General features: G+C 32.2%; 21 protein-coding genes. All 21 read left to right on the plus strand.

Going from position 1 to position 21,275, the window contains the following annotated elements; translation table 11 throughout:
• Positions 1 to 417, plus strand: coding sequence for a S1 RNA-binding domain-containing protein (locus tag ACFWUA_RS06540; RefSeq protein ID WP_416197257.1), 417 nt, complete (start codon positions 1 to 3; stop codon positions 415 to 417).
• Between the two features lie 297 nt (positions 418 to 714).
• Complete coding sequence (gene spoIIE / locus ACFWUA_RS06545) at positions 715 to 3,066, plus strand: stage II sporulation protein E (RefSeq protein ID WP_416197258.1); 2,352 nt, start codon at positions 715 to 717, stop codon at positions 3,064 to 3,066.
• 86 nt (positions 3,067 to 3,152) lie between these two features.
• Positions 3,153 to 3,845 (plus strand): vWA domain-containing protein, encoded by a 693-nt coding sequence (locus ACFWUA_RS06550; protein WP_416197259.1) that lies wholly within the window; start codon positions 3,153 to 3,155, stop codon positions 3,843 to 3,845.
• A gap of 9 nt (positions 3,846 to 3,854) precedes the next feature.
• The gene (locus ACFWUA_RS06555; protein WP_416197260.1) at positions 3,855 to 4,718 is read left to right on the plus strand and encodes a protein kinase domain-containing protein; all 864 of its coding nucleotides are present in this window, start codon (positions 3,855 to 3,857) and stop codon (positions 4,716 to 4,718) included.
• A gap of 53 nt (positions 4,719 to 4,771) precedes the next feature.
• On the plus strand, positions 4,772 to 6,160 hold the full coding sequence (gene tilS / locus ACFWUA_RS06560) for a tRNA lysidine(34) synthetase TilS (RefSeq protein WP_416197261.1): 1,389 nt from the start codon (positions 4,772 to 4,774) through the stop codon (positions 6,158 to 6,160).
• A 19-nt stretch (positions 6,161 to 6,179) separates the two neighbouring features.
• Positions 6,180 to 6,713, plus strand: a complete 534-nt coding sequence (hpt, locus tag ACFWUA_RS06565) for a hypoxanthine phosphoribosyltransferase (protein WP_416197262.1) — start codon at positions 6,180 to 6,182, stop codon at positions 6,711 to 6,713.
• A 110-nt stretch (positions 6,714 to 6,823) separates the two neighbouring features.
• Positions 6,824 to 8,650: an ATP-dependent zinc metalloprotease FtsH gene (ftsH, locus tag ACFWUA_RS06570; RefSeq protein ID WP_416197263.1), complete on the plus strand. Its 1,827-nt coding sequence runs from the start codon at positions 6,824 to 6,826 to the stop codon at positions 8,648 to 8,650.
• 243 nt (positions 8,651 to 8,893) lie between these two features.
• Entirely contained in the window at positions 8,894 to 10,573 is a 1,680-nt protein-coding gene (locus ACFWUA_RS06575; RefSeq protein ID WP_416197264.1) for an acyl-CoA mutase large subunit family protein, read from the plus strand.
• A gap of 45 nt (positions 10,574 to 10,618) precedes the next feature.
• Positions 10,619 to 11,014, plus strand: a complete 396-nt coding sequence (locus ACFWUA_RS06580) for a cobalamin B12-binding domain-containing protein (RefSeq protein WP_416197265.1) — start codon at positions 10,619 to 10,621, stop codon at positions 11,012 to 11,014.
• Between the two features lie 17 nt (positions 11,015 to 11,031).
• Positions 11,032 to 11,964: a methylmalonyl Co-A mutase-associated GTPase MeaB gene (gene meaB / locus ACFWUA_RS06585; protein WP_416197266.1), complete on the plus strand. Its 933-nt coding sequence runs from the start codon at positions 11,032 to 11,034 to the stop codon at positions 11,962 to 11,964.
• A 14-nt stretch (positions 11,965 to 11,978) separates the two neighbouring features.
• Positions 11,979 to 12,380: a methylmalonyl-CoA epimerase gene (mce, locus tag ACFWUA_RS06590; protein WP_416197267.1), complete on the plus strand. Its 402-nt coding sequence runs from the start codon at positions 11,979 to 11,981 to the stop codon at positions 12,378 to 12,380.
• A 19-nt stretch (positions 12,381 to 12,399) separates the two neighbouring features.
• Positions 12,400 to 13,938: an acyl-CoA carboxylase subunit beta gene (locus ACFWUA_RS06595; RefSeq protein WP_416197268.1), complete on the plus strand. Its 1,539-nt coding sequence runs from the start codon at positions 12,400 to 12,402 to the stop codon at positions 13,936 to 13,938.
• 14 nt (positions 13,939 to 13,952) lie between these two features.
• On the plus strand, positions 13,953 to 14,318 hold the full coding sequence (locus tag ACFWUA_RS06600) for an OadG family protein (RefSeq protein WP_416197269.1): 366 nt from the start codon (positions 13,953 to 13,955) through the stop codon (positions 14,316 to 14,318).
• A gap of 12 nt (positions 14,319 to 14,330) precedes the next feature.
• Positions 14,331 to 14,720, plus strand: a complete 390-nt coding sequence (locus tag ACFWUA_RS06605; RefSeq protein WP_416197270.1) for a biotin/lipoyl-containing protein — start codon at positions 14,331 to 14,333, stop codon at positions 14,718 to 14,720.
• Between the two features lie 27 nt (positions 14,721 to 14,747).
• Positions 14,748 to 15,920 (plus strand): sodium ion-translocating decarboxylase subunit beta, encoded by a 1,173-nt coding sequence (locus tag ACFWUA_RS06610; protein WP_416197271.1) that lies wholly within the window; start codon positions 14,748 to 14,750, stop codon positions 15,918 to 15,920.
• 56 nt (positions 15,921 to 15,976) lie between these two features.
• Positions 15,977 to 16,942, plus strand: a complete 966-nt coding sequence (locus ACFWUA_RS06615; RefSeq protein WP_416197272.1) for a P1 family peptidase — start codon at positions 15,977 to 15,979, stop codon at positions 16,940 to 16,942.
• A gap of 145 nt (positions 16,943 to 17,087) precedes the next feature.
• Positions 17,088 to 17,837 carry an ECF transporter S component gene (locus tag ACFWUA_RS06620; RefSeq protein WP_416197273.1) on the plus strand — a complete coding sequence of 250 codons (750 nt, stop codon included), beginning with the start codon at positions 17,088 to 17,090 and terminating at the stop codon, positions 17,835 to 17,837.
• A gap of 20 nt (positions 17,838 to 17,857) precedes the next feature.
• Positions 17,858 to 18,631, plus strand: a complete 774-nt coding sequence (locus ACFWUA_RS06625; protein ID WP_416197274.1) for a type III pantothenate kinase — start codon at positions 17,858 to 17,860, stop codon at positions 18,629 to 18,631.
• Positions 18,632 to 18,672: 41 nt separating this feature from the next.
• The gene (gene dusB / locus ACFWUA_RS06630) at positions 18,673 to 19,656 is read left to right on the plus strand and encodes a tRNA dihydrouridine synthase DusB (RefSeq protein ID WP_416197275.1); all 984 of its coding nucleotides are present in this window, start codon (positions 18,673 to 18,675) and stop codon (positions 19,654 to 19,656) included.
• 63 nt (positions 19,657 to 19,719) lie between these two features.
• Complete coding sequence (locus ACFWUA_RS06635) at positions 19,720 to 20,670, plus strand: hypothetical protein (protein WP_416197276.1); 951 nt, start codon at positions 19,720 to 19,722, stop codon at positions 20,668 to 20,670.
• 113 nt (positions 20,671 to 20,783) lie between these two features.
• Positions 20,784 to 21,260, plus strand: coding sequence for a transcription elongation factor GreA (greA, locus tag ACFWUA_RS06640; RefSeq protein ID WP_416197277.1), 477 nt, complete (start codon positions 20,784 to 20,786; stop codon positions 21,258 to 21,260).
• The last annotated feature ends 15 nt before the right edge of the window (positions 21,261 to 21,275 follow it).

Raw genomic sequence — 21,275 nt, forward strand, 5'->3', positions numbered from 1 at the left:
ATGCCCGTAGCTGTTGGAGAAGTAGTTGAAGGTACCGTTACAGGTATAACAAATTTTGGTGCATTCATTCAACTACCAGAAGGAAAAACTGGATTAGTTCATATTTCTGAGATATCAGAGGATTATGTAGAAAAGGTAAGCGATTATTTAAAAAAAGATCAAAGAGTTAAAGTAAAAGTATTATCTATAAGTAAAGAGGGAAAGGTAAGTCTTTCTATTAGACAAGCTAAGCCAAAGTCAAATAACCCTGTTGAAATTGACTGGGGTAAAACAGATGATAAACAAAAGTTTATGTCATTTGAAGATAAGCTTTCTAAATTCTTAAAAGAGAGCAATGAAAGGCAAGATCAATTAAAGAGCAGAGAGTCAAAAAGAGGTTCGGGCTCAAAACCTCGTAGCAAGAGCTTGGCAGATTAAAACCGGATTTATCCGGTTTTTTGTTTTAGGTTAAATTATAGGGAATAGACAAAAAATATTTAATGTATAAAATTTGACATTGAATGGAGATTTTTAACACTTTAAGCGTGAAGTATTAAAAACACTATTATATGGGCTTAAAGTGAATTGCTTTAATTTAAATAAATTGTAGGATATTATAATATATATTATTCTAATATGTCTAAATTTTCTTTTTGCAAGGCAACTAGTATTGACAAAAATCTCAAATTCTATCTGATATTATAGTCATGAAAAAATAAATAGGGGTGATTTTTCATGACTACTAGAACTGAGAGCATATTTTTTAATGAAAAGAGAACTTTACAAAAGATTTCTTTTAACGGAGTTCAAATTGCTATAGCGATACTGGGTTTTTTCATATCCAGAGCTTCAATCATTAATGGGTTGACACCTTTTGGGATTTCATTTTTAACTGCAAGTTTAGGTAGGAGCTTTTCAATTGTGGCATTGATTTCTTCAATTTTAGGTTTGCTAAGTTTTCATGGTTTTAATGCTTCTTACAGATATCTAATTTCTTCTGGAATAATATTCACATTATTTTCTCTATATACAAAGAAAAAAGAGATATCTGTTTTTAAAACATCTCTTTTTTCATCGTTTATATTTGTTGGAGTAAATATATTTAAAACTATTATATTGAAGAATTTCTATATTTATGATTTTTTAATGATATTTTTTGAGGGATTGGTAATATTTACTCTTTCATATATATTTTCTTATGGGCTTCCAAAAGAAACTGTAAGAAAGACTAAACTCACCAATGAAGAGATCATATGTGTATTTATAACTTTATCGTTAGCAATTTCTGGATTAACTGATTTTGAGATTTTTAGCTTGTCATTTAAAAATATTTTAAGTATATTTTTTGTAATGGCTTCTGGATATGCATATGGAGCATCTTTAGGGGCAGGAATGGGAATATCAATAGGAATGATTTCTTATCTATCGCAAAGTGATATGCCATTTTTATTGGCTATATTTGGATTAGCTGGATTGTTGTCAGGAGTATTTAGGGATTTGGGGAAATTTGGAACTATATTAGGTTTTGTTTTAGCAAATAGCATTATGAGTTTTTATATAAATGGGTATAGTACAAGCTTTTTAAGTTATTATGAGTTAGCTATTGCTTGTGGTCTTTTCTATATTTTTTCTGATTATATAAAAGAAAATCTATTCTTTATGTCTTCGGTTGTGTCATCATTAGATAATAATGATATATATAGTGAAAGAACTAAAGAATTGACAACTAAAAAACTTAAATATATTTCTGAAGTGTTCAAAGACTTAGGCGGTATATTTAAAAAGGTTTCTTACAATGAAGAAATGTATACGGATAATATAACTAAGTTTATAGATTGTGTAGCTAGTGATGTATGTAAAAATTGCTCTATGAATGTATTTTGTTGGAAAGATGATTTTTATACTACTTATTATTCTATATTTGACCTTATAGCTTCTATGGAAATGACTGGTAGCATAGATGAGAAAAATTTGCCGGAACTTTTTAAAAATACTTGCATAAAAACTGAAGAAATAATTGATAAGAGTCATAGATTGTTTGATTTATATAAAGTAAATTATACTTGGGAAAAGAAAATGGCTGAAAATAGAAAACTTGTTGCAGAGCAATTGAGTGGGATTTCAAATATCATGGAAGGACTTATGAAAGATATAGATAGATCTCCAGTATTTAAGGAAGACGTTGAAATAGAGATATATTCTGCATTGAAATCTCAAGGAGTAAATATAAAAAATGTCATGGTAGCTGAGTACAGTGAACAAGATTTTGAGATATATGTAGAAGTAGGGAAATGTTTTAAAAGAGAAAATAGCTTAGAAAATGTTAGAGATATGGTTTCAGAAGTTGTAGGAATACCTTTAAAGGGAGATTTTACATTTGATACTATGAAGGCACGAGAAGTCAATAGATATAAATTGATAAAAGCTAATAGATATGGGGCTATGACGAGAATTGCAAAAAATAGTGAATCTTTCAATACTGTTTCAGGAGATAGTTATACTTTCGGGGAAGAAGGAAGCAATTATTTTGCGGCTTTAAGTGATGGCATGGGAATAGGAAGACGAGCTAATTTTGAAAGTACTATTGCTATATCTCTATTGGAAAAATTTTTGGAAGCGGGATTTGATAAAGAGATTGCCTTAAAAACTATAAATTCAATTCTTATGTTGAAATCAGAAGAAGAAATTTTTACTACATTAGATATTTCAACAATAGATTTGTATTCTGGAAAACTTCAAACAATAAAGACAGGAGCTGCACCAACTTTTATAAAGAAAAAAGATAGAGTCTTAGTTATAAATTCAAATTCTCTTCCAGTTGGAATGCTTAAGGATATAGATTTAGAAATTTATGAAGAATACTTAGATGATGGAGATTTTATAATCATGATGTCGGATGGGGTTTTGGAATCAAATGAAGATGTAAGCAACAAGGAAAAATGGATGATGGATACAATTGCCAATATAGATAGTTTCAATCCTCAGACTGTTGCTAATATGCTCATGAAGGAAGCTAAAAAGGCTTGTCATGACGAGATAAAAGATGATATGACTGTACTTGTAACTAAGGTATGGAAGATAAAGTAAATATGGCCCCCTTAGTCAGTATAGGCAAAGGGGGTATAAAATTTTAAAATATGTCAATACTCCTAAAAAAATATAGGAGTGATATCATGCCAATCAAACAGATAATCCTTATTACGGATGGAGAATCAAATGTAGGGGCTAGTCCTATAGTAGTAGCCAAAAGAGCTAAAGAAAATGATATAGTTGTAAATACTATAGGAATTGTGAAGAATAAAGATAGAGAGGAGCCCTTAAGAGAAGTTGAAGAAATTGCTTTAAATGGAGGGGGCATTTGTGAAATAACTAGTCTGGAAAGTTTAGACGAAGTTTTAAGTATGGTTACAGTTCAGTCTATTCATAAGACAATAGAAGAAGTAGTTAATAAAGAGCTAAGAGAAATAATAGACAAGGATATAAAAGAAATTCCTCCAAAAGAGAGAAAGAAAATAGTCGAGATGATGGACAAATTAGGTGATGAAGTTTCTATAAAATGTTTAATACTATTAGATACTAGCGGGAGTATGAAATATAAAATAAATGTAGCTAAAAGAAGCGTTTTGGAACTTTTTAGATTTTTAAAAGAAAGATCAGGACAGATAGCAATAGGTATCATTACTTATCCTGGGGAGGAAGATTTTTATAATATACTTTGTGACTTTACTGATGATGTAAATTATTTAGAAGAGAAAATGAAAAAAATTTCAATTGGAGGGACTACTCCTACAGGTCCAGCTCTAGAAGGTGGAATAGATATGATACTGGGGAAAGAGAAAAATGTTTTTTCCGAGTACATGGTATAGGTGAATTAGATGAATTTTCTTCAGGGTAATTGGAATAAAAATATATATTATATTATTGAAAAGATAGGTAAAGGTGGTTTTGGAACTGTATATAAAGTTTTAGACGAGGGGAACAAAGAAAGAGTATTAAAAATGTCTAAGGATACGTCTTCCATAACTAGAGAATATTATACTATGGAAAACCTTAAAAACTTAGATTTTATACCTACGGTTTATGATTTTGATGATTTTCAATATAAAGGCGAAATATATCATTTTATTGTTATGGATTATATTCCAGGAGAAAACTTAAAGGAAGTTTCTAAAAAAAACAAATTAAAGATTGAAGAAGTATTTCAAATTGGGTATTTCATAGTAGATTCATTAGAGAAAATATATAATATAGGATATAGATATTATGATATAAAACTAGAAAATATAATACTGACTAGAAAAAATGCTGTTTATTTTGTGGATTTTGGAGGAGTAGCAGAGAAAAATAGTCATATAGTTGAATATACTCCAAATTATAATATGATTTCTTGGAAAAAGAATGAGAGTGGCAATTATTTTGAAAATATAATTTTTAGCACTACAATGGTTCTGATCACAATGTTCTTAAGAAAAGAATATCATCCTTTTTTATTTACTTTGGAAGACATAAATGAGAAAATAAAAAATACAAATCTAGATAAAGAGATAAAAAAATTTTTGCAAAGGGGACTGAATGGAAAGTATGGCTCCTTAAATGAATATAAAAGCGATTTGAAAAAACTATCTTATCATTTTGGAGGATTTAGCAAAAAAACAGATAAGATAGATTATTTTTTTGTGGGAAGTATTATTTTTTTTATATTCTCATTGCTAATGGGGAAAAAATTTTGTTTATTTTAAAGGGAAATTTGTGTTTATGTAGAAGAAAATAAGAAAAATAAGGGGTAGGTGATATGGTGGAAGATAAGGTGTTAAATACAATAAAAAAACACAATTTAATAGAAAATGGAGACAATATTTTGATAGGGGTATCTGGTGGACCAGACTCTATGGCTCTTTTGTATGTTCTTTTGTCAATACAAACTGAGATTTCTTTTTCTCTTCATATTGCTCATGTAAATCATGGTGTCAGAGGGATAGAAGCAGATGAAGATGAAAAATTTGTTGAGGGAATATCTAAAAAGCTTGGAATTTCTTTTTATTCTAAAAAGATTGATATGGAAGGATATGCAAGAGAAAACAAACTTTCATCAGAAGATGCAGGTAGAAAGCTTAGATATGATTTTTTTAGAGAAGTTTTATCAAGTATAAATGGGGGTAAAATAGCAGTAGCACATAACAAGAATGATCAAGCAGAAACTTTGATTATGAGATTTTTTAGAGGAACTGGACTAGATGGATTAAAAGGCATGGAATATAAAAATGGGGATATCATAAGACCCCTTCTAGACGTTTCGAGAGATGAAATAGAAAAGTATATATTAGAAAAAAACATAGATACAAGATTAGATAAAACAAACTTAGAAAATATATACAATAGAAATAAAATCAGATTAGAACTTATCCCATATATAGTGGATAATTTTAATCCCAATATTATTGACACACTTTGGAGAACTTCTAGGACAATGTCTAATGACAGTGACTTTTTGGAGAACTTTTCCAAAGAAAGATATAGAGAATTGGTGAAATCTCAAGACAAAAATAGTATAATTTTATATAGGCAAAGATTTTATGATGAGCATATAGCTATAAAACAGAGAATAATAAGACATTCAATATATAATTTGTTAGGGACTCTAGAAGGAATTTCAGAAATTCATGTAAGAAATGTATTGGAACTATTTGAAAGAGGAGATACAGGAAAGAGTATAGATTTGCCGAATAGTTTAGAAGTTAAGACAAGCTATGATGATTTAATTTTTCAAAAAAAGAATTTAGATGGAAATAAGAACTATAAATATAGTCTTAAACTTGGGCAATCTACATATGTAAAAGAGTGGAACTGTATTTTTGAAATGGAGGTATTTCCTATAGAAAAAATTCAATTAAATTTTAAAGATAGGTTTATAAAGTATTTTGATTATGATAAAATAAAAGGCGAAATATACATAAGAAATAGAATGCCTGGAGATACAATACAGCCTTTTGGGATGAATGGAAATAAAAAGTTAAAAGATTTGTTTATAGATAAAAAGGTTCCTATAGATGAAAGAGAAAAAATTCCTATAATAGTTGATGAAAGTGATATAATTTGGGTTGTAGGCGTGAGGACCAGTGAAAAATATAAAATAACGTCTTATACAAAAAATGTTTTAGTGATTAAGTATAAAAATTTATAATATTTTAAGGAGGAGAAAAATGAAGGATTTTGTTAAGGAGGTACTTGTTTCCAAGGAAGATATTGAAAAAAGAGTAAGGGAACTAGGAACGCAAATTACCGAAGATTATAGAGGGAAAGATTTGATGCTAGTTGGTATACTAAAAGGAGCAGCAATATTTATGGCAGATCTCGCTAGAAATATCGATATACCATTAACTATGGATTTTATGGCTGTATCTAGTTATGGAAATGCAACTCAGTCTTCAGGAGTAGTTAGAATAGTTAAAGATTTGGATACAAGCATTGAAGGAAAAGATATTTTAATTGTTGAAGATATAATTGATACTGGTTTAACATTAGGTTATTTAACAGATAATCTCACAAAGAGAGGGGCAAGAAGTGTAAGAATATGTACATTGTTGGATAAGCCAGAAAGAAGAAAAGTAAATGTTCCAGTAGATTATAGGGGTTTTATAATACCAGATGAATTTGTAGTTGGATATGGGATAGACTATGCTGAAAAATATAGAAATTTGCCATATATATCATCTTTAAAAGAAGAAGCACTATAGTTAAATTTAAAAACGCAAAATGTCATTGATCAATCATTGTTTTTTAAAATAAAATGTGTTATAATTTGAAAATATACGATTATGCCCAGTTTAAGAAGGGAGGACTTAGTTTGAGAAAATTTTTTAGAGGCGTGAGCTTCTATTTGCTTATACTTATCATAATAATTCTAGTAGTTGAAATGGTGGGAAAAGATGTAGAGCCAGTTGTCGAAATAGATGCTATACAACTTATAGAACATTTAAAAAATGAAGATGTTGAAAGTATAAAAAGTGTAAGAAGTGCTGGCGGGATCACTATAAAGGGTAAATTAAAAGATAATACTCAATTTACCACGATTTTGCCAGAGGAATTACAGGATACCTATAAAAAATATGTGGAACCACAGATAGAAAAAGGTAAAATAAAAGCCTATAAAGGAGAAGAAGAAACAGGAACTCCTTTTATACTTGAAGCATTGCCAACTATTTTTATGATTCTCATATTTGTTGTTATATGGTTTACATTTATGCAACAATCTCAAGGTGGTGGAGGAAATCGAGTCATGTCTTTTGGCAAAAGCAAAGCTAGAATGCATAAAGACGATGAAACTCAAAAAGTTACTTTTGCCGATGTAGCAGGGCTTGAAGAGGAAAAAGAAGAATTAAAAGAAATTGTGGATTTTTTGAAGAGCCCTAGAAAATATATCGAATTGGGTGCAAGAATTCCCAAGGGGGTACTTCTTGTAGGGCCTCCAGGGACAGGAAAAACCTATTTAAGTAAGGCAGTTGCAGGAGAAGCAGGAGTACCATTTTTTAGCATCAGTGGTTCTGATTTTGTAGAAATGTTTGTTGGTGTGGGTGCTAGTCGTGTAAGAGATTTGTTTGAACAAGCAAAGAAAAATTCACCATGTATAATTTTTATAGATGAAATTGATGCAGTAGGTAGAAGAAGAGGTGCAGGTCTTGGTGGTGGTCATGATGAGAGAGAACAGACATTGAATCAATTGTTAGTTGAGATGGATGGCTTTGGTACAAATGAAGGTATAATAGTTATGGCTGCTACAAATAGGCCAGATATTCTTGACCCAGCTCTTCTTAGACCAGGAAGATTTGATAGGCAAGTGTATGTAGGCGTGCCAGATGTAAAGGGAAGAGAGGCCATACTTAAAATTCATACTAGAAATAAGCCTCTTGCAGAAGATGTAGATTTAAAAGTTGTAGCTAAGAGAACTCCTGGATTTACACCAGCTGATCTTGAAAATTTAATAAATGAATCGGCACTACTTGCTGCCAGAAACAATTTAAAAGAAATACCTATGAAACTTATAGAGGAAGCCTCAATAAAAGTATTGGCAGGTCCTGAAAAGAAAAGCAGAGTTGTAAGCGAAAAAGAAAGAAGACTTACTGCATATCATGAAGCAGGTCATGCAGTTACAGCACGACTTCTTCCAAATGCAGATCCAGTTCATATGGTAACTATTATTCCTAGGGGTATGGCTGGAGGGTTTACAGCATATCTTCCTGAAGAAGATAGATCTTATATGACCAAAAAACAAATGGAAGATGAAATAGTTCAGATGCTTGGTGGAAGAGTAGCAGAAGCATTGGTTCTTGGAGATATAAGTACTGGGGCACAAAATGATATAGAAAGAGCTACAAAACTTGCAAGAAAAATGGTTACTCACTATGGAATGAGTGAAAATTTGGGGCCTATGACTTATGGAACAGATGATGAAGAAGTGTTTATAGGAAGAGATTTTGGAAGGGCAAGGAATTATAGTGAGGAAGTAGCTGCTGCTATAGATAAAGAAATGAGAAATATTATAGACAAAGCATATCAGAGAGCAGAAGAACTATTGTCTGAAAATATGAATAAACTTCATAGAGTTGCAGAAGAACTTCTTGAAAAAGAAACCCTTGATGCAAAAGAATTTGAAGAAATATTCATGAGTGCATAAGGTAGTTAACAAAAGTTAACTACCTTTTTTTCTTTTTTGTTAAGATTATTTAAAGAGGAAAAAGTGAATTTATGTCGAATATTTACTTAGATTATGCAACATTTATTTCATTTTAAAATATTTTTGAAATAAATATTGCAAAAATATTTATATTGTATAATATAATAGTTTATAGGGATAAGTTATAATTAAATTAGGAAAAGGATTTCATTTTCATATGCTAAAATATGAGGAGGGGAAAGGATGTTTGATGAAAAGAAAATTGAAGAAATAAAGGCTGGGAGAGAAAATTGGGAAAATGGGAAGGTGAAAAAGGCAATAGATAAATTTCCAGAGAGAAAAGAAAAATTTACTACTAGTTCCGGATTTGAAGTAAAAAGACTTTATACCCCAGAAGATATAGAAGATTTTGATTACAATGAAAAATTAGGTTATCCAGGACAGTATCCGTTTACAAGAGGAGTCCAACCTACAATGTATAGGGGAAGACTTTGGACAATGAGGCAATATGCAGGTTTTGCTACAGCAGAAGAATCAAACAAGAGATATAAGTACTTGTTAGAGCAAGGACAAACAGGACTTAGTGTTGCTTTTGATTTGCCTACTCAAATTGGATACGATTCAGACCATGCTCTTAGTGAAGGTGAAGTAGGAAAAGTAGGAGTTGCTATTGATTCATTAAAGGATATGGAAATATTATTTGATGGTATACCGTTAGATAAAGTAAGTACTTCCATGACTATAAATGCTCCAGCTAGCGTATTACTTGCTATGTATATTGCAGTGGCAGAAAAGCAAGGTGTATCTAAAGATAAACTCAGAGGTACTATTCAAAATGATATTTTAAAAGAATATATTGCTAGGGGTACTTATATATTTCCACCAGAACCTTCAATGAGGCTTATTACAGACATATTTGAATACTGTTCAAAGGAAGTACCAAAATGGAATACTATAAGCATTAGCGGCTATCATATAAGAGAAGCTGGTTCTACAGCAGCTCAAGAGGTTGCATTTACTTTAGCAGATGGAATTGCTTATGTAGAGGCTGCACTTAAAGCAGGATTAGATGTGGATGATTTTGCACCTAGACTTTCATTCTTCTTCAATGCACATAACAATTTATTAGAGGAAGTAGCTAAGTTTAGAGCAGCAAGAAGAATTTGGGCAAATATCATGAAAAATAGATTTCAAGCAAAAAAAGAAAAATCTATGATGCTTAAATTCCATACACAAACTGCAGGTTCTACTCTTACAGCACAACAACCAGATAACAATATTATAAGAGTTACTATACAGACTCTTGCAGCAGTGCTTGGAGGAACTCAGTCTTTACACACCAACTCAAGAGATGAGGCATTGGCATTGCCAACAGAAGAATCTGTAAGAATAGCTCTAAGAACTCAACAAATAGTAGGCTATGAAAGTGGAGTTACAGATACTATAGATCCATTAGCAGGATCCTATTATATAGAGAGTTTGACAGATAAAATCGAGGAAGAAGCTATGAGATATATAGAGACAATAGATGAACTTGGAGGAGCACCTAAAGCTATTGCAAAAGGATATATACAAAAAGAAATACAAAATAGTTCATATAAATATCAAATGGCAGTAGAAGCTCAAGAAGAAATAGTAGTAGGAGTAAATAAATTCCAAATCGAAGAGGAACAACACAAGGATATATTGAGAGTTGATCCTGAAGTTGAAAGACTTCAAAGAGAAAAATTGTCACAATTAAGAAAACAAAGAGATAATGAAAAAGTAGATGAATCTTTGAAAAAATTGGGAAAGGCTGCAGAGGGAGAAGAAAATTTGATGCCATTTATATTGGAAGCAGTAAAGACTTATGCAACTTTAGGAGAAATATGTGATGTTTTAAGAGAAGTATTTGGCGAGTATGAACAATCAGTAATTTTATAGTTTATATTAAGAAAACAAATTTTTTATGAAAAGGGAGGCAAAAATATGGATAGACCAATTAGAGTATTGGTAGCAAAACCAGGTCTTGATGGACATGATAGAGGAGCTAAAGTTGTCGCAAGAGCACTTAGAGATGCTGGAATGGAAGTTATATATACAGGACTTAGACAGACACCAGAACAAATAGTAGCAGCTGCTATACAAGAAGACGTTGATGTGGTTGCTATGAGCATACTATCAGGAGCTCATAATCACTTGTTTCCAAAGGTAGTAAATTTGCTTAGAGAACAAGGTGTTGATGATGTACTTATATTGGGAGGTGGCGTAATACCTGAAGATGATATTCCAGGTCTAAAAGAGGCAGGGGTAGAGGCAATATTTACACCGGGCACTTCTACAAAGGATATTGTTGAGTATATACAGACTCATATAAAAAGATAATACAGGTGGTGTTATAGTTGAATTTGGAAGAAAGGCTGCTTAAAGGTGATAAGAGAGCTTGTGCAAGGCTTATAACTATGGTAGAAAACAATGAAAAAGAAGCCTTTGATATTTTGAAGAACTTGTATGAACATACAGGAAATGCTTATATAGTAGGGATCACTGGACCTCCTGGAAGTGGTAAGAGTACTCTTACAGATAGACTTACAAAAGAGCTTGTAAAGAGAGGAAAAAAAGTAGGTATCATAGCCATAGATCCCACAAGTCCTTTTACAGGAGGGGCTATACTTGGAGATAGAATTAGAATGAGTGATTTGGCTTTGAATAGTAATGTATTCATAAGAAGTATGGGCACAAGAGGATCTCTTGGTGGACTTTCTAAGGCTACTCAAGGGGCAGTGAAAGTTCTTGATATATATGGAGCTGACATAATTTTCATAGAGACAGTAGGAGTAGGTCAGTCGGAAGTTGATATTGTCAAAATGGCAGATACTGTTCTTATGGTTATGGTTCCAAATTTAGGAGATGACATACAAGCTATAAAAGCTGGAATCATGGAAATTGCTGATGTGTTTGCAATAAATAAATCTGATTTAGATGGAGCCGATAAAACACAGCTTGAAATTGAAATGAATTTAGATTTAAATGAAAAAATGGATTATAGACCTCCAGTATTAAAGGTGTCAGCAGGTAAAAATAAAGGTATAGATGAGCTTTTAGATAAACTTATAGATCATAAAAACTATTTAGAAAGTACTGGAGAACTTGAGAAAAGAAGAATTAGAAATACAAAGCTTGAACTTATTAAACTTGTTGAGGAAGAACTTATGGAAATGATTCTTTCAAAGACTAGGGAGGAAGATTTATTAGATGAGCTAACTAGTCAAGTGGTTTCAAGGAATCTAGATCCATATACAGCAAAAGATAAAATAATAAATTTAATGAAGTAAAGGAGGGAAAAAGCATGGTACAAAAGGTAGATCATATAGGAATAGCTGTAAAAAATTTAGATGAAGCATTGAAATTCTATGAAGATGTACTAGGACTTAAGTGTGCAGGTAGTGAAGTAGTAGAAGAACAAAAAGTAAAAGTAGCATTTCTTCCAATTGGAGATACAGAAGTAGAATTGTTGGAATCAACAGAAGAAGATGGGCCTATTGCAAAATACATAGAAAAAAAGGGAGAAGGAATTCAGCATATAGCCTATAGAGTTGCCAATATAGAAGAGGCTATAGAAGAAATGAAGTCAAAGGGTATTAGAATGATTGATGAAAAGCCTAGATATGGAGCAGGTGGTGCTAAAATTGCCTTCCTACATCCAAAGAGCACTCATGGAGTACTTATAGAGCTTTGTGAAAGAGATTAAATTAAAAAGGAGGGGCAAAATGAAAGTTGAAAAACTAATAGAAGCCAAGAAACAGATAAAACTTGGCGGAGGAGAAAAAAGAATTGAAAAACAACACAACGCAGGTAAACATACAGCAAGAGAGAGATTAGATTTGCTTTTTGATGAAGGTAGTTTTATAGAAATTGATGCTTTTGTAAAGCATAGATGTACAAATTTTGGCATGGAAAATGTAGATGCACCAGCAGATGGAATAGTGACTGGATATGGTACTGTGAATGGTAGATTAGTATTTGCATATGCTCAAGACTTCACGGTTCTTGGAGGTTCATTGGGAGAAATGCATGCTGCAAAGATATGTAAAGTTCAAGAAATGGCTATGAAAATGGGTGCACCAATTGTAGGGTTTAATGATTCTGGTGGAGCAAGAATTCAAGAAGGTGTAGATGCTTTGTCAGGATATGGGAAAATATTTTTTAGAAACACATTGGCTTCAGGAGTAATACCACAAATTTCAGTTATAATGGGGCCTAGTGCTGGAGGTGCAGTATATTCACCAGCTTTAACCGACTTTATATTCATGGTAGAAAAGACAAGTATGATGTTCATAACTGGACCACAGGTTATAAAAACTGTTACAGGAGAAGAAGTATCCCAAGAAGAATTAGGTGGGGCTATGACTCATAATAAAATTAGTGGTGTAGCACATTTTGTAGATTCAAGTGAAGAGGAATGTATTGAAAGAATAAAGAGACTACTTAGTTTCTTGCCTTCAAACAATTTAGAAGATCCTCCATTTATTGAAACAAGTGATGATATAAATAGAATAGAAGATAAATTAAATGAAATAGTGCCAGACAATCCAAATAAACCTTATGACATGAAAGAAATCATAACTACTATTGCAGATGATGGAGATTTCTTCGAAGTACAACCTTATTTTGCTCAAAATATAATAGTAGGATTTATAAGATTAAATGGAAGTACAGTTGGAGTTATTGCAAATCAGCCAAAGGTATTGGCAGGATGTCTTGATATAAATGCTTCAGATAAAGCGGCTAGATTTATAAGAACTTGTGATGCTTACAACATTCCAATACTTAATTTAGTTGATGTACCAGGATTTTTGCCTGGAACTGAACAAGAATACGGTGGGATTATAAGACATGGTGCAAAAATGCTTTATGCTTATAGTGAAGCAACAGTTCCAAAGGTTACTCTTATTATAAGAAAGGCTTATGGTGGAGCTTATCTTGCTATGTGCAGCAAAGATCTTGGAGCAGATCAGGTATTTGCATGGCCAAATGCAGAAATAGCCGTTATGGGACCAGATGGAGCAGCTAATATCATATTTAAAAATGATATAAAAAATGCAGAAGATCCAGTAGAAATGAGAGCCAAAAAAATAGAAGAATATAGAGATACTGTAGCAAATCCATATATTGCAGCATCAAGGGGATATGTGGATGATGTAATAGTTCCAAGCACTACAAGACAGAGACTTGTAAGCGCTTTTGATATGCTTCAAAGTAAAAGGGAGAATAGACCTAGTAAAAAACATGGGAATATTCCCCTATAAAGAGGTGATTTAATTTGTTAGGAGATAGCGTTAGTATAGGACAAAGTTTGATGATTACAGTTTTCAGCATGGTAATAGTTTTCATAGCATTACTCATTATTTCATACTTGATAGATGGATTGAGAGCTATTTCTTCAAAGACTAATGGAAAAAAGACTGTAGAAGAAAAATTAGAAGTAGAAGAAAAAAAAGATATTGCTGAAGAAAATTTAAACCAAGAAAATGAAGAAGAAGTAGTGGCAGTAATAGCAGCAGCAATTGCAGCAATTCAAGGTATTGATGTTTCGGATGTAAAAATAAGTAGTATAAAAAGAATACCCCAAAATACTCCTGTGTGGTCAAGAGTTGGAAGACAGGAACAAATATTTGGTAGATTATAAGGAGGCTAAAGAATGAAAAAATATCTTATAAGTGTAAACGGAAATGAATATGAGGTAGAAGTAGAAGAATTGTCAAATGGTCAAAGAGAAGAAAAAACAATAGCTACACCAGTAGTAGAATCAAAACCCCAATCAAAACCACAAGTAGCAAAAAAAGAAGAGAAAAAAGTTGTAAATGTACCAGCTGGAGCAGAAACAGTAGAAGCTCCAATGCCAGGAACAATACTTAGAATAAATGTAAATGTAGGTGATGAAGTAAAAGCAGGACAAGAGTTGTTAATTCTTGAAGCAATGAAAATGGAAAATGAAATATTAGCTCCAAGAGATGGAAAGGTGGCAGCTATACATGTATCAAAAGGTGCTTCTGTAAATACTGGAGATAAATTAGTGTCTATTGAATAAAACACTAAAGAAAGGAAGGTAAACTAAATGTTACTTGAAATATTAAAAGAATTTTTACAAAGCACAGGATTTGCTGTCATAACTTATAAAGAAGTCATAATGCTTTGTATATCCTTTGTACTTCTTTATTTAGCTATAAAAAAGGAATACGAACCCCTTCTTTTAGTTCCAATAGCTTTTGGAATGTTACTAGCCAATTTGCCACTAGGGGGGCTTATGGACCCTCCAATAGTTGAAGTGGTAGAAAGGTCTGGGATACTTGTTCCTGAGACAAAGCAAGTAGGAGGATTACTATATTATTTGTATCAAGGCGTTAAACTTGGAATATATCCACCACTAATATTTTTAGGTGTTGGAGCCATGACGGATTTTGGACCACTTATTGCAAATCCTAGAAGTATTTTATTGGGGGCAGCAGCTCAATTTGGAATATTTTTGACATTCATAGGGGCGATATTGTTAGGATTTACAGGTCCTGAAGCAGCAAGTATAGGAATAATAGGTGGAGCAGATGGGCCTACAGCACTTTATTTAACTAGTAGACTTGCTCCTCATCTTCTTGGACCAATAGCTGTAGCTGCTTATTCATATATGGCACTAGTGCCAATCATACAACCTCCTATAATGAAGGCTCTTACAACTAAAGAAGAGAGACAAACAGTTATGGAGCAATTAAGACCTGTATCCAAGAAAGAAAAAATAATATTTCCAATAATGGTTACAGTGCTAGTTTCACTATTGCTTCCTTCAGCGGCACCACTTATTGGAATGCTAATGATGGGAAATTTACTTAGAGAATCTGGTGTTGTAGATAGACTTTCAAATACTGCACAAAATGAACTTGTAAATATAATAACGATATTCTTGGGAACTACTGTAGGGGCAACAGCTAATGCACAGACATTTCTTTCTCCATCAACTTTAAAGATAATACTACTTGGATTGATTGCTTTTTCATTGGGAACAGCAGCAGGAGTATTATTTGGAAAGATAATGTATAAGACTAGTAAGGGAAAGGTAAATCCTCTTATAGGTGCAGCTGGAGTTTCAGCAGTACCTATGGCAGCAAGAGTAGTACAAAAAGTAGGACAAGAAGAAAATCCAAGGAACTTCTTGCTTATGCATGCAATGGGACCAAATGTAGCAGGGGTAATAGGTTCCGCTGTAGCAGCAGGACTTCTTCTTATGTTCTTCGGATAATAAATTAGCGGGGGAATTCCTCCGCTAATTTTGTTGTGTTGAAAGGAGATGGCAAAATGTATAGTGGATATATAACGGATGTATCAGGGATAAAGGTAGGTCATGGTGAATCCATAGAAGGGATGACAGGTTGTACGGTTATTCTTTGTGAGGATGGTGCAGTAGCAGGAGTAGATGTGAGAGGTTCTGCACCAGGGACTAGGGAAACAGATCTTTTAAGACCAGAGAAAATGGTAGATAAGGTACATGGAATAGTTCTTTCAGGAGGTTCAGCCTTTGGTCTTGATGCAGCCAGTGGTGTCATGAAATATTTAGAAGAAAATGGAGTTGGATTTGATGTAGGAGTGACAAAAGTTCCTATAGTATGTGGTGCAGTTATATTTGACTTAAATATTGGAGACTATAGAATTCGTCCTGATTACAATATGGGATATAAGGCAGCTAAAAGTGCTAGTGAAACTGAAAATAGGCAAGGAAATATTGGATGTGGCATGGGGGCTACAGTAGGGAAAATTTTAGGTCCTGAGTATTCGATGAAATCAGGACTTGGTAGTGCCAGTATAAAAATTGGCGATTTATGGGTAGGTGCTATAGTAGCAGTAAATAGTTTTGGAGATGTGTATGATTATGAAAAAAAGGGAATTTTAGCGGGAACTTATGATTACAAAGAAAAAAGACTATTAAACTCTTATGAAATAATGAAAGAACAAGGGAAAACTGTTGAATTTCCTATGAAAAACACTACTATAGGTGTAGTTGCAACTAATGGAATACTTTCAAAGGCTGAAGCAAATAAAGTTGCACAAATGGCACAGAATGGCTTAGCTCGTTCCATAAATCCAATACATACTATGTACGATGGAGACACTGTATTTGCTATGTCTACAGGGAAAGTAAAGGCGGATATAAGTCTTATAGGTACTGTAGCTAGTGAAATCATGTCAAAGGCAATAGTCAATGCAATATTAGCGGCAGAATCTTATGAAAACATATTGTCATATAAAGATATAAATAATTCTTAATAAATGTTGAAATTTTATCAAATAAACTTTAAAATGTTCTTGTAAGAATGCTAAAGCTAGCATCCTTTATTGGGAGCTAGACTGTTTTGTACAATTTCAAAACATCGTCTAGTATCTATTCTAGAACTAGAACGGAGGTATAATTATGGAAAATAAAAAATTTACTGTCAAAAAAATGGCTGTAGCAGGAGTTCTCGGTGGAATTTCTGCTGTTTTAGGACTTACCCCTCTTGGATTTATTCCTGTTGGGCCTACTAGAGCTACAATCATGCATATTCCTGTCATTATTGGAGCGCTAATGGAAGGACCATTAGTGGGAGCACTGATTGGTCTTATATTTGGCTTGTTTAGTATTTTTCAAGCTATTATGAATCCCACACCTATTTCTGTTGTGTTTTTAGATCCCCTAGTTTCAGTAGTTCCTAGAGTACTTATAGGAATAGTTTCTTATTATGTCTATGTTTTATTTAAAAAACTTGGACAAAGGGCATCAAAGATAATTCTGTATTCTATATGGGGAGTGACTTTGCTTTATTTAATTTTAAATTTTTTTAAGAATATAAGCAATGAAGAAATAAGTTTGTGGGTACAGATATTTAATATTGTCTTAATAGGATTTACTGTTTTTATAGGATATTATTCTGGCAAGAAACTTAAGGAAGGTGCTGTAGAAGTAGTGTTATCGGCAGCAGCAGGAACTCTTACAAATACAGTAGGGGTATTGTCAGGAATATATTTTGTACATGGAGAACAATATGCTTTAAAATTAGGACTAGATCCAAGTACTGCGGGGAAAGCTATTTTAGGCATAGGAATAACTAATGGAATTCCAGAAATAATAGTGGCAATGATAATTGTAACTAGTGTAGTTGCATCTCTTAAAAAGAGTGCTTAATCCAAAGGATGGTGAAAAACTTGTTATTGGTAATAGATGTAGGAAATACTAATGTGGTTTTAGGAGTATATAAAGAAAATAAATTGCTAAATGATTGGAGAATAGCCACTGATAAAGATAGGACATCAGATGAGTATGGACTATTGTTAGAGCAGATTTTTAAATATCATGGTCTTTGTCCATCAGATGTAAAAGATGTAATCATTTCATCTGTAGTACCTACATTGATGTATACAATGGAGGCAATGAGTATAAAATATTTTCAATGTACTCCACTTATTGTAGGACCTGGAATAAAGACTGGCATGAATATTAAATATGACAATCCTAAAGAAGTCGGTGCAGATAGAATAGTTAATGCTGTAGCAGCATATGAAAAATATGGAGGCCCTTTAATAATTGTAGATTTTGGAACCGCTATAACATTTTGTGCAGTTTCAAGAGAAGGGGATTATTTAGGAGGTGCTATTGCTCCAGGAATAAAGATTTCAAGTGAAGCGTTGTTTCTTAGAACAGCTAAACTTCCAAAGGTAGAATTAGTAAAACCAGACAAAGTTATATGTAAAAATACAGTATCTAGTATTCAATCAGGTTTAATCTATGGATATGTAGGATTGGTGGACAATATAATTGAGAGAATGAAAGAAGAACTTAATGGAGAAGGAAAAGTAAAAGCTGTAGTAGCTACAGGAGGATTGGCAAGTTTGATTGCTAGTGAAAGTAAAGAAATAGATGTAATAGATAAGATGTTGACATTGGAAGGACTTAGAATAATTTATGAAAGAAATGTGTAGAGTAGCCTTAAAAGGCTACTCTTTTAATAAGTGAGGTGATGATGTTGAAAATAGGAGACGTAAATTTAAAAGGAAATGTTTTTTTAGCTCCTATGGCAGGAGTTACAGATTTACCTTTTAGAATAATATGCAAAGATATGGGGGCTAGTCTAGTATATACAGAAATGATAAGTTGTAAGGGACTTTATTATAAAGATGAAAAAACTAAAGAATTGACAAGTGTAGATGAAAGAGAACGACCAATAGCTATACAGATTTTTGGCTCAGAACCATCTATTATGAGTGAAGTGGTCGGTAAATATTTAAATGATAGAGGTGATATAGATATTATTGATATAAATATGGGTTGTCCAGCACCAAAGATAGTTAAAAATGGAGAAGGAAGTGCCCTTATGAAAAAGCCGGATTTAGTTAGACAAATAATCAGGGGAATAGTGAATGTATCCAAAAAGCCTGTCACGGTTAAAATAAGAAAAGGATGGGATGATTCCAATATAAATGCGGTAGAGATAGCTAAAATAGCCGAAGAAGAAGGTGTAAGTGCTATAACTATTCATGGACGAACAAGAAATATGTTCTATTCAGGAGAGGCAGATTGGGACATCATAAGAGAAATAAAGAAAGTTGTTTCCATACCAGTTATAGGTAATGGAGATATATTTACAGTAGAAGATGGAATGAAGATGCTAGAATACACAAATTGTGATGCCATAATGCTTGGAAGAGGAGCTAGAGGTAACCCTTGGATATTTAAAAATATATTAGAATATATGAATGGCGAAAAAGTTAACTATCCTAAGGATTATGAAAGAATAGAAAAGGCTATAGAGCATTTGGAATTAGCTTGTGCCTTCAAAGGGGAAAAGATTGGAGTACGAGAAATGAGGAAACACATAGCTTGGTATTTAAAGGGGCTAAAGGGTTCAAATCAGATAAAGAATAGTATAAACACCATTCAAACATTAGAGGGTATGAAAACACTTTTACTTGACTATTCTGATAGCTTAAAGAAGCAAGAACAATAAAATTAAAGAATACCTGTAGTATTTGGCTCATATAATACAATACTAAAATACTTAATAGGGGGATTGTTATGTTTTGAGTTTTTATATATACTTAATCAAGAAATATATACTAGATATTTAAGAAGAGGCATGTACAAGTATATACCTAAAATATGGTTAAAAAAAATGAAGCCAAAAGAAGTCGTCGATTTTACTAATGAAAAAGGAGATATATTAGGTAGAGGAATTGGAATTTTTTTAGAAAATATTGAAATGACCAAAGAAGAATATATAAATGGTGTAATAAACGTAGCAAAGTTTTTTAAATCAGATCAAACAAAAAAGATTTTATATGATGATATTTATATATTTGACAGCCAAGATAGATGTTATATCAAAGAACAGACGGGATTAGAAATAGCAGATGGAGTAGATGTATTTATATATTTTTTGCCCTATGTATTAAAAGAACTGTTGCATTTATGCGATGAAAAACTGTCGAATAGTGAAATACTAATCATAAGCGATAGTAGCAATTTACCTTATAAATTGATAGAAAGGCTTTCTAAAGAGATTAGATTTTTGACTATATTAGGAGATAAAAAAGATAATGTTCAAAAAAGCATTGATAAAATTTACAATGACACGGGATTGTCAATATTTTATTCACAAAATGTTGATAGAATATTGATGAATTATAATATAATTATCAATTTTAAAGATAATATTCCTGTAAATATAAAAAAATTGAGGAGTAAAACTATTGTATTTGATTTAAGTACTGAGAAAGTTTTTTCAGAAGAAATAAATAACATAAATAAAAATGTAATAACAATAGAAGATTTTTTATTTAACTGGGAATATTTAATTAGGCAAAAAGAATTTTTCCATACTGAAAATTTGATACCTTCTCATAAATATGAAGTTTTTAATAGATACGATATAAAAGATTTTGAGAAAGTTCTAGTAAGAAATCAAAAATATACTTTAGAAGAATTGGTTCAAAATAAAATAAGAAATAGAATACACATATAGGTACTTGACAATAAATTGCAGCTAAATTATAATAGTCTCCATATAAAGTGTAATGGGGTTTAAAGTTTAGGCCAATTGGGCTTGGAACAAATAAAAGAAAGGGAGAGAGAAAAATGACTGAAAAAGATGTTTTTTTAACTGTAGAAGGGTTAAAAAAATTGGAAGATGAATTGGATGAATTGAAAACTGTTAGAAGAAAAGAAGTGGCAGAAAGAATAAAGCAAGCATTAGCTTTTGGAGATATAAGTGAGAATTCAGAGTATGATGAAGCTAAAAATGAACAAGCTCAGTTGGAAGAACGAATTGTAAAACTTGAAAATATGCTTAGAAATGCAAAAGTTATTGATGATGAAGATATATCAACAGACAGAGTGAGTATCGGTTCTAAAGTTTGTGTAAAGGACTTGGAATATGATGAAGAAATAGAGTATACTATAGTTGGGTCAGCTGAAGCAGATCCTTATGAAGGCAAAATTTCAAATGAATCTCCTGTTGGGAACGCACTGTTGGGAAAGAAAAAAGGCGATATTGTAGAAGTACAAGTGCCAGATGGTAAAATTAAATACGAAATTCTTAGTATAGCAAGATAAAAATAAGGAGGATTT

This window comes from Sporanaerobacter sp., assembly GCF_047830725.1.
In the GTDB taxonomy this organism is placed as follows: Bacteria; Bacillota; Clostridia; order Tissierellales; family Sporanaerobacteraceae; genus Sporanaerobacter.

What these genes read in the sequence shown, in the direction of transcription:
- ACFWUA_RS06540 (WP_416197257.1), top strand. Translation starts at nt 1, where the DNA reads ATGCCCGTAGCTGTTGGAGAAGTAGTTGAAGGTACCGTTACAGGTATA.
- spoIIE (WP_416197258.1), top strand. Translation starts at nt 715, where the DNA reads ATGACTACTAGAACTGAGAGCATATTTTTTAATGAAAAGAGAACTTTA.
- ACFWUA_RS06550 (WP_416197259.1), top strand. Translation starts at nt 3,153, where the DNA reads ATGCCAATCAAACAGATAATCCTTATTACGGATGGAGAATCAAATGTA.
- ACFWUA_RS06555 (WP_416197260.1), top strand. Translation starts at nt 3,855, where the DNA reads ATGAATTTTCTTCAGGGTAATTGGAATAAAAATATATATTATATTATT.
- tilS (WP_416197261.1), top strand. Translation starts at nt 4,772, where the DNA reads ATGGTGGAAGATAAGGTGTTAAATACAATAAAAAAACACAATTTAATA.
- hpt (WP_416197262.1), top strand. Translation starts at nt 6,180, where the DNA reads ATGAAGGATTTTGTTAAGGAGGTACTTGTTTCCAAGGAAGATATTGAA.
- ACFWUA_RS06575 (WP_416197264.1), top strand. Translation starts at nt 8,894, where the DNA reads ATGTTTGATGAAAAGAAAATTGAAGAAATAAAGGCTGGGAGAGAAAAT.
- ACFWUA_RS06580 (WP_416197265.1), top strand. Translation starts at nt 10,619, where the DNA reads ATGGATAGACCAATTAGAGTATTGGTAGCAAAACCAGGTCTTGATGGA.
- mce (WP_416197267.1), top strand. Translation starts at nt 11,979, where the DNA reads ATGGTACAAAAGGTAGATCATATAGGAATAGCTGTAAAAAATTTAGAT.
- ACFWUA_RS06595 (WP_416197268.1), top strand. Translation starts at nt 12,400, where the DNA reads ATGAAAGTTGAAAAACTAATAGAAGCCAAGAAACAGATAAAACTTGGC.
- ACFWUA_RS06605 (WP_416197270.1), top strand. Translation starts at nt 14,331, where the DNA reads ATGAAAAAATATCTTATAAGTGTAAACGGAAATGAATATGAGGTAGAA.
- ACFWUA_RS06610 (WP_416197271.1), top strand. Translation starts at nt 14,748, where the DNA reads ATGTTACTTGAAATATTAAAAGAATTTTTACAAAGCACAGGATTTGCT.
- ACFWUA_RS06615 (WP_416197272.1), top strand. Translation starts at nt 15,977, where the DNA reads ATGTATAGTGGATATATAACGGATGTATCAGGGATAAAGGTAGGTCAT.
- ACFWUA_RS06620 (WP_416197273.1), top strand. Translation starts at nt 17,088, where the DNA reads ATGGAAAATAAAAAATTTACTGTCAAAAAAATGGCTGTAGCAGGAGTT.
- dusB (WP_416197275.1), top strand. Translation starts at nt 18,673, where the DNA reads ATGTTGAAAATAGGAGACGTAAATTTAAAAGGAAATGTTTTTTTAGCT.
- greA (WP_416197277.1), top strand. Translation starts at nt 20,784, where the DNA reads ATGACTGAAAAAGATGTTTTTTTAACTGTAGAAGGGTTAAAAAAATTG.